Origin of the sequence: Rhizobium sp. WYCCWR 11152 (genome assembly GCF_013087615.1) — a bacterium.
GTDB classification, from domain to species: Bacteria; Pseudomonadota; Alphaproteobacteria; order Rhizobiales; family Rhizobiaceae; genus Rhizobium; species Rhizobium indicum.
Window position 1 is genome coordinate 68,529 of the sequence record NZ_JABFCP010000008.1, and the last position, 12,964, is coordinate 81,492.

General features: G+C 62.1%; 11 protein-coding genes. 5 read left to right on the forward strand and 6 right to left on the reverse strand.

Translation table 11 applies throughout. The features are described from left to right. Position 1: 1 nt before the first annotated feature. From G9X67_RS10190 to G9X67_RS10215, 6 genes are all read right to left on the reverse strand, one after another. Complete coding sequence (locus G9X67_RS10190) at positions 2 to 1,009, reverse strand: ABC transporter ATP-binding protein (RefSeq protein WP_138329088.1); 1,008 nt, start codon at positions 1,007 to 1,009, stop codon at positions 2 to 4. Then, a complete protein-coding gene (locus G9X67_RS10195) occupies positions 1,002 to 2,099 on the reverse strand; it encodes an ABC transporter ATP-binding protein (RefSeq protein WP_138329089.1) in 1,098 nt (365 codons plus the stop codon). The genes G9X67_RS10190 and G9X67_RS10195 overlap by 8 nt, the downstream gene beginning before the upstream one ends. Before the next feature lie 3 nt (positions 2,100 to 2,102). Continuing rightward, complete coding sequence (locus G9X67_RS10200; protein ID WP_138329090.1) at positions 2,103 to 2,321, reverse strand: hypothetical protein; 219 nt, start codon at positions 2,319 to 2,321, stop codon at positions 2,103 to 2,105. Continuing rightward, the gene (locus G9X67_RS10205; RefSeq protein ID WP_017960896.1) at positions 2,318 to 3,271 is read right to left on the reverse strand and encodes a carbohydrate ABC transporter permease; all 954 of its coding nucleotides are present in this window, start codon (positions 3,269 to 3,271) and stop codon (positions 2,318 to 2,320) included. Before G9X67_RS10205 ends, G9X67_RS10200 begins: the two co-directional genes overlap by 4 nt. Next, positions 3,268 to 4,236 carry a sugar ABC transporter permease gene (locus G9X67_RS10210; protein ID WP_138329091.1) on the reverse strand — a complete coding sequence of 323 codons (969 nt, stop codon included), beginning with the start codon at positions 4,234 to 4,236 and terminating at the stop codon, positions 3,268 to 3,270. Before G9X67_RS10210 ends, G9X67_RS10205 begins: the two co-directional genes overlap by 4 nt. Before the next feature lie 132 nt (positions 4,237 to 4,368). Then, a complete protein-coding gene (locus G9X67_RS10215) occupies positions 4,369 to 5,694 on the reverse strand; it encodes an ABC transporter substrate-binding protein (protein ID WP_138329092.1) in 1,326 nt (441 codons plus the stop codon). A gap of 677 nt (positions 5,695 to 6,371) precedes the next feature. Here G9X67_RS10215 and G9X67_RS10220 point away from each other — a divergent pair. From G9X67_RS10220 to G9X67_RS10240, 5 genes are all read left to right on the forward strand, one after another. Further along, positions 6,372 to 7,817 (forward strand): MFS transporter, encoded by a 1,446-nt coding sequence (locus G9X67_RS10220; RefSeq protein WP_138329093.1) that lies wholly within the window; start codon positions 6,372 to 6,374, stop codon positions 7,815 to 7,817. Positions 7,818 to 8,095: 278 nt separating this feature from the next. Beyond that, positions 8,096 to 9,160, forward strand: a complete 1,065-nt coding sequence (locus G9X67_RS10225; protein ID WP_138329094.1) for a sensor histidine kinase — start codon at positions 8,096 to 8,098, stop codon at positions 9,158 to 9,160. A gap of 222 nt (positions 9,161 to 9,382) precedes the next feature. Continuing rightward, positions 9,383 to 9,934 (forward strand): DUF924 family protein, encoded by a 552-nt coding sequence (locus G9X67_RS10230; protein WP_171598622.1) that lies wholly within the window; start codon positions 9,383 to 9,385, stop codon positions 9,932 to 9,934. A 91-nt stretch (positions 9,935 to 10,025) separates the two neighbouring features. After that, complete coding sequence (locus G9X67_RS10235; protein WP_171598623.1) at positions 10,026 to 12,572, forward strand: mechanosensitive ion channel family protein; 2,547 nt, start codon at positions 10,026 to 10,028, stop codon at positions 12,570 to 12,572. A 112-nt stretch (positions 12,573 to 12,684) separates the two neighbouring features. After that, positions 12,685 to 12,951, forward strand: a complete 267-nt coding sequence (locus G9X67_RS10240; protein WP_064250899.1) for a hypothetical protein — start codon at positions 12,685 to 12,687, stop codon at positions 12,949 to 12,951. The last annotated feature ends 13 nt before the right edge of the window (positions 12,952 to 12,964 follow it).

The window sequence follows — 12,964 nt, forward strand, 5'->3', positions numbered from 1 at the left end:
GTCAGGAAAGGCGCTGTCCAGCCGCATCGAAATAAAGCGGATCGCGCAGCGTCAGGCTGATCCGGTCGCCCGGCGCGATCGCCAGATATGGATCTGCAAGTGTGACGAGCTTGTGATTGCCAGCCCTGATGTGCAGATGGTTCTGGTCGCCGAGATGTTCGATCCAGTCGATCTCGGCATTGGCATCCTTGCCGACGATGATGTCGAGATGCTCGGTGCGGGCGCCGACCGTCTTCGTGCCGGCAGGCGGCTGGCCGCCAGGCAGCAGGTCCGCCGGCAGAAGGTTGATATGCGGCTGGCCGAGGCGGGCGGCGACGTGCAGGTTGGCGGGATTGCCGTAGATTTCGCGCGGTGTTCCAACCTGCATCAGCCGTCCCTCGGCAACGATGCCGATGCGATCGGCCATGGTCATGGCTTCCACCTGGTCGTGGGTGACATAGAGCAAAGTCGAGCCGAGTTCCTTCTGGATGCGTTTCAGCTCGAGGCGTAGTTCGGCGCGCAGCTTGGCGTCGAGCGAGGACAGCGGCTCGTCCATCAGGTAGATCGCCGGCTTGCGCACCAGCGCCCGGCCGATCGCGACACGCTGCATCTCGCCGCCGGAAAGCCTGGTCGAGCGGTTCTCCAGCTTATGGTCGATCCGGACCATGCGCGCGACTTCGCGCACGCGCCGATCGATCTCCGCCGCACTCAGCTTGCGGATCGGCGCCTTTAGCGGGAAGGCGAGGTTCTCGTAAACAGTCATATGCGGATAGAGCGAATATTGCTGGAAGACGAAGGCGACGTCGCGTTCGGCAGGCGCCTCAGTGGCGACATTGCGACCGCCGATCTCGATGCCGCCGCTATCGGGCTTTTCGAGGCCGGCGATCAGCCGCAGCGTCGTGGTCTTGCCGGCGCCTGTGGGACCGAGCAGCACGACGAACTCGCCGTCGCGGATCGAAAGGTCGAGGTCGGCCAAAGCCTGGGTGTCGCCGAAGCGCTTGGCGAGGTTCCTGAGGACGACATCAGCCATGCCGGGTCTCCTGATAGAGCTGGGATGGCACCGCACGGCCCGATGTGCAGTCGAAGAGCGCGAGTTTCGCCGGGTTGAATTCGAGGCCGACCCTTTCGCCGATCTGGAAGCTGCGATTGGCGGGAACGCGGGCCTTGATCAGCCCACCCTGGGTTTCCACAGCCACGACCTGGTTGGTGCCGAGATATTCGCTGCCATAGACGGCGCCGCGCAGCGCCGAGGCGTCGCTGAAGCGGATATGCTCCGGCCGCACGCCGAGCGCCAGTTCGCTTTCGGCCATGTCCTGGTGGATCTCGGGAACAGCGACATCGACGCCGTCGAGCAGGATGGAGCGATCGCCGCTTTTCAGGCCGGAGGTGAAGCGCATGAAGTTCATCGGCGGCGAGCCGATGAAATCGGCGACATACATGGTCGCCGGTTTTGCATAGATCTCCTGCGGCGTACCGAATTGCTCGATGACGCCATGGTTCATGACGGCGATCTTGTCGGCCATTGCCATCGCCTCATGCTGGTCATGGGTAACGTAGACGGTGGTGGCGTGGATGCGGTTGTGCAGTTCGCGCAGCTCGTGGACCATGATCTCGCGGAACTCGGCGTCGAGCGTGCCGAGCGGCTCGTCCATCAGGAAGCACTTCGGACGCCGGACGATGGCGCGGCCGAGCGCCACGCGCTGCCGGTCGCCGCCGGCAAGGCCGGAGACCGAGCGGTTGAGAATATGGTCGATCTGCAGCAGACGCGCGGTCTCTTCGACGCGCTGACGGATTTCGGCCTTGGGCATGCCCTGCGACAGCAGCGGGAAGCCGATATTCTTGCGCACGTTCATATGCGGGTAGAGCGCGAAGAGTTGGAAGACGAAGGCGATGTCGCGGGCGCTGGCGCGGTTGAAGGTGACGTCCTCGCCGTCGAGATAGATCTTGCCGCTCGACGGCAGCTCGAGGCCGGCGATCATGCGAAGCGTCGTCGTCTTGCCGCAGCCGGAAGGTCCGAGCAGCGCCAGGAACTCGCCGTCATGGACGGTGAAGCTCGAATCCTCGACGGCGACGAAGCTGCCGAATTCCTTGCGGAGATTTTCGATCCGGATATCCGCCATGGTTCACTCCGGGAATTTCGAGACGATGATGAACATGACCGTGCCTATGAGCAGAGTGACCAGCGAATAGGTGTAGAGCAGCAGCAGGAAGGGCTGGAACAGCATCAGGAAGCCGAGGCCGATCAGCACGGTGGCGATGGCCTCCATCGGGCCACGGCGCAGGAAGAAGGGCCCTTTCGGACGGGCAGGGGTGCGGGTGCGTGTTTCTATCAGATGGCTCATTTGCGGACGGCTCCGAAGGTGATGCCGCGCAGCAGCTGCTTGCGCAGGAGAATGGTGAAGACGAGGATCGGGATCAGGAAGATCGTCGTGCCGGCGGCGACCGCCGGCCAGTCCTGCCCGCCTTCGCCGATGATCGTCGGGATGAAGGGCGGCGCGGTCTGGGCCTCGCCCGAGGTCAGAAGGGCGGCGAAGGCATATTCGTTCCAGGCGAAGATCAGGCAGAAGATCGCGGTCGCGGCAATGCCGGTCGTTGCCTGCGGCAGCACGACCTTGCGGAAGGCTTGCAGTCTCGTATAGCCGTCGATCATCGCCGCTTCCTCGTATTCGCGCGGGATCTCGTCGATGAAACCCTTGAGCAGCCAGACGGCGAGCGAGACGTTGACGGCGGTGTAGAGCAGGATCATGCCGAGCGCCGTGTCCGACAGGCCGAGCTCGCGATACATCAGGTAGATCGGGATGGCGACGGCGATCGGCGGCATCATGCGCGTCGACAGGATGAAGAACATCAGGTCGTCGGCGAGCGGGATCTTGAAGCGCGAGAAGCCATAGGCGGCGAGCGTGCCGAGGAAGACCGCGAGGAAGGTGGAGCCGAAGGCGATCACCAGCGAATTGACGAAGCGCGGCAGGAAGTTCGACGGGCCTGCTATCACCATGTTGCGCTTGCGCGTCACCTCATCGCAGGTGCCGACCGGCGCTGGCAGCGAGGCGATATAGTCGGGCGTCTGCCGCGTGCGTGTCGTGAACAGGTTGCAATAGCCCTCGAGCGACGGCGTGAAGACGATCTTCGGGGGATAGCTGATCGAATCCGGCGGCGACTTGATGCTGGTCAGGAAGATCCAGACGAGCGGGATGAGGGTGATCAGCGCATAGAGGACGACGATCGTGCCGGCGATGCGCTTGCTGGACAGGCTCGGTTCGACGACCGAATGGGCGGAATTGGCGGCGCTCATCGTTGCTTCACCTTGTTCAATGCCTTGACGTAGATGTTGGCGAGGCCGAACACCGCGACGAAAAGGATGATGGCGAAGGCCGAGGCCCGGCCGGTCGCCCAGCTTTCGAAGGCGGCGCGTTTCAGCGTGATCGAGGCGACCTCGGTGACCGAACCGGGACCGCCGCCGGTCAGCAGCGTCACCATGTCGAACATCTTGAAATTCTCGATGCCGCGGAAGAGCACGGCGAGCATGATGAAGGGCAGGGCCATCGGCACGGTGATCGACCAGAACTGCCGCCATGGCGAGGCGCGGTCGACCTCGGCGGCCTCATAGATATAGTCGGGGATCGAGCGAAGCCCAGCGAGGCAGATCAGCATCACATAGGGTGTCCACATCCAGGTATCGACGATGATGATCGCCCAGGGCGCCAGTGTCACGTTGCCGAGCATCTGAATATCCGACGTCGGAATGCCTGTGACCAGCGACACGGCATAGGCGAAGAGGCCGATCTGCGGCTCGTAGAGAAAGCGCCAGAAATTGCCGACCACGGCAGGCGACAGCATCATCGGGATCAGGATGATCGTCGTCCAGAAGGCGTGGCCGCGAAACTTGCGGTCGATCAGGTAAGCGAGCGTGAAGCCGATCACCGTCTGCAGCACGATCGTCCAGAAGACGAAATGCGCGGTGGTCTGCATTGCCTGCCAGATGTCGGGGTCGTTGAGAACGCGCTGGTAGTTTCCAAAGCCGACGCCCAGGACCGGCGCATTCGGCCGGTTGGCGCGGTAGTTGGTGAAGGAGAGATAGACCGCCCAAAGCAGCGGGAAGATGTTGATCGCCAAGAGAAGGGTGATGGCAGGCGCAATGAACAGCCAGGCGATTGCCCTGTCGGAGAGGCCGCGGACGCGCCGGGCGACCGAGGAGGGCGTTCCCCTTGCTGTCGCATCGGCTGCCTTCTCGACGATGGAGGATTGGGAAATAGTCAAGTTTTCACCTGGTCGTTTCGGGGCACGGGGTCTTTTAGGATATGAGAGATCTGGCGGCCCGGCTCGTCTGCCGAACCGGGCCGCCAACCTGGTGAGGATGGCGCAGAGGGATGCCGCCGGTCCCGTCGGGCACTAGATCTTGCCGTCGTCCTTGAAGACGTCGCTCCAGTCCTTCACCAGACCGTCGAGCGCTTCCTGGGCGGTGCCGTTGCCGGCGACCACGTAGTTATGGACGCGCTTCTGCATGGCCTGCAGCAGCGAGGCGTAACTCGGCTCGGCCCAGAAGTCCTTGACGATCGCCATCGAGTCCAGGAAGGCCTGGGCATAAGGCTGGCTCTTGGCAAAGCCCGGCGCGTTGACGACGGAGTTCAGGCAGGAGAACCCGCCGAGTTCCCACCATTTGGCCTGCACGTCTGGCTGTGCGAACCATTTGATGTATTGCAGGGCTGCGTCGCGCTTGTCGGAGTAGGAGACCACCGAGATGCCCTGGCCGCCGAGCTGGGCGAAGTGCGCCTTTTCAGCCGGATTGGGGAAGAAGCCGATCCTGTCGCCGCCGACCTTCTCGTCCTTGTAGAGGCCTGGCCAGGTGAAGGCGAAGTTCATCTGCATGGCGACCTGGCCGGATTTGAAGGCGTCGGCGGATTCGACCATGTAGACGTTGGAGCTGCCGGGCGGGGTGCAGCAATCATAGAGGGACTTGTAGAATTCGAGGCCCTTAACCGCGTCGGCCGAGTTGACGAAGCCTTCCATGTCATAGGGCTTCTGCGGGTTCTCGTACTGGAAGCCCCAGTCGTAGAGCACGTTGGTGACGCCCATGGTGATGCCTTCGGAGCCGCGCTCGGTATAGATCGAGGCGCCGTAGACGGTCTTGCCGTCGATCTGACGCTTCTGGAAGAACTCGGCGATCTGCTTCAGCTCGTCGTAGGTCTTCGGGGCTGCGAGATCGTGGCCGTACTTCTCCTTGAATTCCTTCTGCAGTTCCGGCTTTTCGAACCAGTCCTTGCGGTAGGTCCAGCCGACGACGTCGCCCATGGCAGGCAGCGCCCAGTAGTTCGGCGTGTTCTTCGGCCATTCCGAGTAACCGACGACTGTCGCCGGCACGAAGTCATCCATCTTGATGCCTTCCTTGTCGAAGAAGTCGTTGAGCTTGACGTAGTGGCCGTTCTCGGCCGAGCCGCCGATCCACTGGCTGTCGCCGATGATGAGGTCGCAGAGCTTGCCATGGGAGTTCAGCTCGTTGAGGAAGCGGTCGGCGTAACTCGTCCAGGGAACGAATTCGAACTTCATCTGCGTGCCGGTCTTGGCGGTGAAATCCTTCGACAGCTCGACGAGCGCATTGGCGGGGTCCCATGCGGCCCAGCACAGCGTCAGTTCATCGGCTTTGGCGAGATTGGGCAATGCCGACGACATGACGAATGCCGTGGCCAGCCCGAAAAGGGCTTTCGATGTTTTCTGCATAAGTTCCTCCCAGAACCAAGGGCCGGCTCCCCGCCGGCGTCGCATGTTCACCCACTTCAGAGAATGCTCACATGAACTCCTCAATCATCATGTTTAGCAATATGTTTAGTGATATCAATTTTTATAAACATTGCAAGCGCCAATCGTTGCTGCAATGCGACAGGTGTTGCACCACATGGGTGGATAGTTTGGGGCGATCTTTTTTTGGCGGATCGCGAAAAAATCTTTGGCGAGCGTACCGATGCAGCGACATCTGGCCTCGTTGCGACATCGATCGCACGGTATGGACTGCACGCCGCTCCTGTTTTTCCCCGGAGCGGTTCAAGCTTGGCCTCGCTTCGGTGGGGCCTTTTTCTTGAATCCTTTCTTGGGTCGACGCCGCTAGAACAGGATGATTTTAGGCCGGGTCGGCCTAAAATCATCCTGTTCCACGTTGTATAGTTAGAGCATGATGTCGTCCGAAAACCGCTCACACTTTTCGGCATCATGCTCTAGGTATCGGGCCGCATCGGGAATATTCCTGCGTAGTGCGAGATTTAGCCTTTCCGGCCGGATGCAACGGGCGTATTCAGCCAGTGCGCGGCTTTCCATGTCCGCGCTCCTCCGCGCGGCAGATCTCCGATCGGCTTCCTTCCCGTTTTCCTGCCGCGTCATCCTGAATTTTCATTGGCAGATCGATGACCACGGCAGAGACGAGCGAGAATGGGCAAGAGGCGGCAAGCGGCCGCCAGGCGAAGATCGTGGCACTGGTCGTTGCCGTTTCCTTCTTCATGCAGATACTCGACGGCACGATCGTCACCACCTCGCTGCCGCAGATGGCGGCAAGCTTTAACGTGCAGCCGGTGTCGATGAGCATCGGCATCACTGTCTACATGCTGACGATGGCCGCCTTCATTCCGCTGTCGGGCTGGCTCGGCGACCGGTTCGGTGCGCGCCGCATCTTCCTGATGTCGATCGCCGTCTTTACCGGCGCCTCGCTGTTCTGCGGGCTGTCCGGCAGCCTTGCGGAATTCGTGCTGTGGCGCGCCGTGCAGGGGGCGGGCAGCGCGCTGATGACGCCGGTCGGGCGTATCATCGTGCTGAAGAATGCCCGCAAGTCGGAACTCGTCCAGGCGATCGCGCTGATCACCTGGCCGGCACTGACGGCGCCGGTGATCGGCCCGGTGCTCGGCGGCTTCATCACGACCTACGCCAGCTGGCACTGGAACTTCCTGATCAACATCCCGATCGGCATTCTCGGCATCGCGCTGGTGCTGCGTTTCGTGCCGGAGCAGCGCGAAACCAATCCCGGCCGGCTGGATCTCGTGGGCTTTGTGCTGAGCGCCGCCGGGCTGACCTTTCTGCTCGCCGCCCTCGAACTCTCGGTAAAATGGGACGGCGGGCTTTTGCCCATTATATCAATGCTGGCGGCGGGCATCGTGCTATCAGTCATGGCGACGCGGCATTTCCTCGCCGTCGACAATCCGCTGCTCGATCTTTCAGCCTTCCGCATCCAGACCTTCTCGATGTCGACTTTGTCGGCGGGCACGGCCTGCCGAATGGCGATCAATGCGACGCCGTTCCTGCTGCCTTTGCTGTTCCAGCTCGGCTTCGGCCTGAGTTCGATTGCCGCCGGCACCTATCTGCTCGTCTATTTCCTCGGCAATTTCAGCATGAAGGCGGTGACGACGCCGCTGCTGCGCTTCTTCGGCTTTCGCACAGTGCTTGGGGTCAATGGGCTGATCGCAGCATTTTCGATCGTCGGCTGCGGTTTCCTCTCGCCGGCGACGCCGCCGTTTTTCATCCATGCGCTGCTTTTTCTCGCCGGCCTGTCGCGGTCGATGGAATTCACCGCGCTGAACACGCTGGCTTTCGCCGATATCGGCCCGGCGCAGCGAAGCTCGGCCTCGACGCTGTCGAGCATGCTGCAGCAGGTATCGATGCTGCTCGGCGTGGCAGTGGCGGCGGCCGTGCTCAACATTGCCTCGGCTTTCAGGGGCGCCGACAATCCCGTTCTTGCCGATTTCCGCTGGGCTTTCATCGTGGTCGGCGTGATCGGCGTCGTCTCGTCTCTGCGCTTCCTGCAATTGCCGGCGGAGGCGGGAGCCGAAGTTTCAGGCCATCGGAAATTCCAGAAAAATTAGCTTATCCGCGGAACCAATCGGGCCGCTCGGCGTTCATGCATCTCATTTCAGGTTTTTCGTTTCCCCATCTCCTTCAACGACTTCCACAGGGATCCTCCCCAGGCCAGGGTCATGTCTGAAAATGCCGGCTTCCCGACATCCTCCTTCTGCGCCGCCTGCGACAAGAGCGAGGGATAACCGCTGTTTACCCCAGGCCGCCAATGCAATACGACATTGCCATGCGGACGACTCGGACGCTTGCGGGCGGTCGTCGCTGCGAGAAAACGCCGGGAGACCGAATGAGCAATTCTAGCGGCGATGCGGATGCCCTGATCCACATCCTCTATATCGACGACGACGAGGGGCTCGCCCTACTGATGCAGAAAAACCTGCGCCGGCGCGGCTTTTCGGTCGAGTGGGCCGAGAGCGGCGCTGCCGGCCTTGCAAGACTGGGCGAAGGCGGTATCGACGCCGTCGTGCTCGATCATGTCCTGGCGGGCGAAACCGGCCTCGACATTCTGCCCTGCATCACGGCGATGCCGGATCATCCGCCGGTCATCTATGCGACGGGTTCGGACGATACCAGCATCGCGGTCGCGGCGCTGAAGGCCGGCGCTGACGACTACATGCTCAAAGGGATCTCACCCGACTATTTCGACCTGCTCGCCGCCGCCCTTGAACAGGCGCTGGAACGAGCGCGTTTTCGCCGCGAGACGGCGCAGGCGCAGGAGGTGATCCGCCAGCAGCGCGACCTTGCCGAAATGCTGCTCACCGAAGTCAATCACCGCATCGCCAACAGCCTCGGCCTCGTCGGCGCGCTGATCCGCATGCAATCCTCGATGACCACGGATCAGGTTGCGATCGACGCGCTGCACGAAACGCAGATGCGGATTAACGCCATCGCCAGCGTGCACCGCCGGCTCTATACCAATCGCCAGGTCGGCTCGGTACAGGTCGATGAATATCTGAACAGCCTGCTCACCGAACTCGAAACCTCGATGCGCGACGACAAGCGGCCGCACCGGATCGTCCTCACCGCGCAGCCGGTCAATCTGGCAACCGACAAGGTGATCACGCTCGGGCTGATCGTCAGCGAGCTCGTCACCAATGCCTTTAAATATGCCTATCCGGACAACGTGCCGGGCGAGATCCGCGTCATCGTCGACCAGACGGATGGGGCATTGCGTGTCATCGTCGAGGATGACGGCGCCGGTTTCGACCCGTCGAGCCCGGCCAGGGGAACCGGCCTTGGTACACGCATCCTGACGGCGATGGCCGCCAGCCTGAAATCGGATTTCGCCTATGATCCCGGCCACGACGGAACCAAGGCGACGCTGGTGTTTTCGTTGCATGAGGGGAAGTAGGGGATTTTCCCGTCCGGCACTGAGTTTGCCGCCCCCTCATCCGCCTGCCGGCACCTTCCCGCTGGGTAGAAGGGGGAATGAGGCGCCGCCGCAAGTCTCTTCTCCCCTCGGGGAGAAGGTGCCGGCAGGCGGATGAAAGGGCGCAAGGAACGGAATTTATCCTATCTCTACAATAGTTTACCGACAAAACATCATCATTCCTAACGCCAGGGAAGAGGAAACATGACGACCATCCGCACACCACGCGAAGTGTATGATTTCTGGTTCGTCAGATGCGGCCGGGAGCTGTGGTTCCGCTCGACGCCGGAACTCGACGTGGAGATCCGCGAAGGCTTCCGCGAGACCCATCTGGCTCTTGCGGCCGGTGTTGGCGCCGAATGGCGGGGGGATGCGGAGAGCCGGCTGGCGGCTGTGATCGTGCTCGACCAGTTTCCTCGCAACATCTATCGCGGCACTGCGCTTGCCGTCGCGACCGATGGTCTGGCGCTTCGGGAAGCCAAGCTCGCGCTTGCATCGGGCGCCGATCAGGCGGTCGAGGCCGCATGCCGTACCTTTTTCTACATGCCGTTCGAACATGCCGAGGACCTTGGGGAGCAGGAGCGATCGGTGGAACTGTTCGACGCCCTCGGCGATGAGGAATATCGCGATTATGCGATCCGCCACCGCGACGTCATTGCCGCCTACGGCCGCTTTCCGCACCGCAATGCCATGCTCGGACGCGAGTCGACGGCTGAGGAATGCGACTATCTCTCCCGGCCCAATGCCGGTTTCTGAGGGTTTCCTGGGAGCTTCCGCCTTTCTGTCGCCTTTCTTTACTAAGACAAGCTGGCATTCTATTTCGACGACAACCTTCCCGGAGGCGCTTTTGCGGCTGAGACCGATCCTGCTTCGCACCATTCTTCTGCTGACGCTGGCGGTCGCCGGCGCGCATTTCAAGGGTGCTGCGGCCTTCGCGCAGGAGCCGCAGGCACCGGCGGCGGCGCAGGCGGCGGCGCAGGCGCCGCTCGCCGATATGCCGTTCGACCAAGCGACAAAGGAAATCGACAAGGCGAAGGTCCAGCTGACGGCGCTTCAGGACGGCGTCAAGCAGAATGCCGACAATGACGATGCCCTGGTCGGGCTTGCGACCAAGGCCGACGAGCTCAGTCGCGCCGTCATCACCATATCGGTCAATCTGAGGCCGCGTTTCGACCAGATCAAGAACCGGCTTGCCGAGATCGGCGATCCGCCGAAGGACGGGCAGCCGCCTGAAGCCGAGATCGTCACCCAAGAGCGCAACGCGCTCGCCGCCGAACGCGCGCAGATCAACGCGCTGACGGGCGATGCCGAAAACCTCTCGATCACGGTGACGAAGCTCGTCAACGAGATCACCGAGATGCGGCGGCGGCTGTTTGCCGATACGCTGCTCAGACGCACCGAGATTTCGGTCTCGGTGCTCGACGATGCCGGCAGCGCCTTCGTGCACGAGGCCAGCGAATTCACGCAGGCTCTGTCGAGCTGGGCCACCTTCGTCTGGAAATTTAAGCGTTTCCCAATGTTTGCCGCGATCTTCCTGTCGCTCGCCTCGGCGCTGATCCTACTCTCCGGCAGTTACCGGCTGTTCGGCTCCTACCTGCGCCGCGACGAGGCTGTCGAGAATCCGTCCTATATCGGCCGGCTGTCGATCGCCTTCTGGTCGACGTTGATCCGCACGCTGGCGCTCTCGGTGCTGCTCGTTACTTCGTTCTTTTTCCTTAACGGGTTCAATGTGCTGAGGCCCGATATCGCGCCTGTCATCGGCGCCCTGTTCGGGGCGATCGGGCTTGTCTATTTCGTCGGCCGCTTCGTCAACGCCATCTTCGCGCCGCGCGAACCGCGCTGGCGGCTCGTGCGGCTTTCCAATCTCGGCGCGCGCTCGATCGGCTACTGCCTGCTGGCGATGGCGATCGTCAACGCGCTCGATTACCTCTTCGGCACGATCGGCGAGGCGATGGGCTCGCCGCTGGTCTTGACCGTGGTCAGAAGCCTGATTGCTGCGCTGATCATCGGCCTGATCCTGATCGCGGTCTCCTTCGGCAGACCGATGCTGGCGAAGAACGGCGATCCCGATGCGCCGGGACGGCATTGGCCTCGCGGCATGGCGATCATCCTGCGGGTCGTCGGCGCCGGCCTCATCCTCACAGCGCTCACGGGTTATGTCGGGCTCGCGCGCTTCGTCGCCACGCAGCTCATCATCACCGGCGCGCTGGTCGCCACCATGTATGTCGGCCTGCTCTCCGGCAAGGCGATATCAAGGCAGGAAAGCTTCGGCGATACCTTCTTCGCAAGCTTCCTGACGCGTCGCTTCAAGCTCGGGCCGGTGGCGATCGATCAGGCTGGCCTGCTCGTCGGCCTTGCCATCTATGCGGTGGCGCTTCTCGTCGGCATCCCGCTGATCCTGCTGCTCTGGGGCTTCCATGTGCAGGATCTGCAGATTCTTGCCTATCGGCTGTTCACCGAGGTCAGGCTCGGCGGTATCAGCATCTCGCTGCTCGGCATCTGCACCGGCATTCTCTTGTTTGCCGGCGTCTACCTGCTGACGCGCTGGCTGCAGCGCTGGCTCGATGGCAATGTGATGGCCAGAAGCCATGTCGATCTTGGCGTGCGCAATTCGGTCAAGACGGGCATCGGCTATCTCGGCGTCGGCATAGCAGCGATCATCGGCGTTTCGGCGGCCGGCATCGACCTGTCGAGCTTCGCGCTCGTCGCTTCCGCACTTTCGGTCGGTATCGGTTTCGGTCTGCAGAACATCGTCTCCAACTTCGTCTCCGGCCTGATCCTGCTCGTCGAACGGCCGTTCAAGGTCGGCGACCATGTCGTTTCCGGCACCGCCGAAGGTATCGTCAAACGCATTTCGGTGCGCGCCACCGAGATCGAGACCTTCCGCAAGCAGTCGATCATCGTGCCGAATTCTGATTTGATCAACGGCCTCGTCGGCAACTGGACGCACCGCAACAAGATCGGCCGCTCGGAAATCCCGGTTTCCGTCGCCTACAACGCCGATCCGCAGCAGGTGATGGACATCCTGCTGGAACTGACGGCCAAGATACCGCTCGTCATGCGCAATCCGGAGCCGCATGTCGAATTCCTGCGCTTCGGCCCCTATTCGCTGGATTTCGAGCTGCGTTTCTTCCTCGCCGACATGGGTGACGGCATGGCGGTGCGCAACAATCTCAGGATCGAGATCCTTAAGCGCTTCAAGGCCGAGGGCATCGAGATCCCGCTGCCACAGACCGATCTTACCATCCATCGAGAGGCTCGTCCCGCGCTTGCCGATGCGGGCAGGGATCAACCCAACGAGCAGGAAAACTCGGCGGACACGCCCATGGAGGAGGAAGAGCAGCCGGTGCGGCAATTGCGCAGCAAGACGGCGGACGGCAATCGGAAAGGCTGAACGGGTCATTCAGCCATCATTCACAGCTATATGTGCATGATCTCCACTATCGGGATCGCTGCCGGGGGCAGCACCGATCGTTCGAGGGGAGGGCGCGCCAGCGCCGCCGCACATGATGGCAAGGTTTGCCGCCGTTCTGCTTATCCCGCTGCTTGCCGCACCCGCGGCTGAAGCGGCATCCATCACCAACACCGATCCAGCCGCCGTCGTGCTCGTCATCACCGAGAGCGGCCAGCGCGTCGAGGTCGTGGTCGATGCCGGCGCTTCGGAAAACCTCTGTGCTTCCGGCTGCTTCATGACAACGCCCGACGGCGACCGCATCGGACTCGACGGCGGCGAGACGATCGACATCGTCAAGGGCTCGGCCGTCGTCAAGTAGCGCCCGTCCTGAT

Excerpts from the sequence above, each read along its gene's own strand:
- G9X67_RS10195 (WP_138329089.1), bottom strand. The coding sequence starts at position 2,099 with ATGGCGGATATCCGGATCGAAAATCTCCGCAAGGAATTCGGCAGCTTC.
- G9X67_RS10230 (WP_171598622.1), top strand. The coding sequence starts at position 9,383 with ATGACGACCATCCGCACACCACGCGAAGTGTATGATTTCTGGTTCGTC.
- G9X67_RS10200 (WP_138329090.1), bottom strand. The coding sequence starts at position 2,321 with ATGAGCCATCTGATAGAAACACGCACCCGCACCCCTGCCCGTCCGAAA.
- G9X67_RS10190 (WP_138329088.1), bottom strand. The coding sequence starts at position 1,009 with ATGGCTGATGTCGTCCTCAGGAACCTCGCCAAGCGCTTCGGCGACACC.
- G9X67_RS10215 (WP_138329092.1), bottom strand. The coding sequence starts at position 5,694 with ATGCAGAAAACATCGAAAGCCCTTTTCGGGCTGGCCACGGCATTCGTC.
- G9X67_RS10205 (WP_017960896.1), bottom strand. The coding sequence starts at position 3,271 with ATGAGCGCCGCCAATTCCGCCCATTCGGTCGTCGAACCGAGCCTGTCC.
- G9X67_RS10240 (WP_064250899.1), top strand. The coding sequence starts at position 12,685 with ATGATGGCAAGGTTTGCCGCCGTTCTGCTTATCCCGCTGCTTGCCGCA.
- G9X67_RS10225 (WP_138329094.1), top strand. The coding sequence starts at position 8,096 with ATGAGCAATTCTAGCGGCGATGCGGATGCCCTGATCCACATCCTCTAT.
- G9X67_RS10220 (WP_138329093.1), top strand. The coding sequence starts at position 6,372 with ATGACCACGGCAGAGACGAGCGAGAATGGGCAAGAGGCGGCAAGCGGC.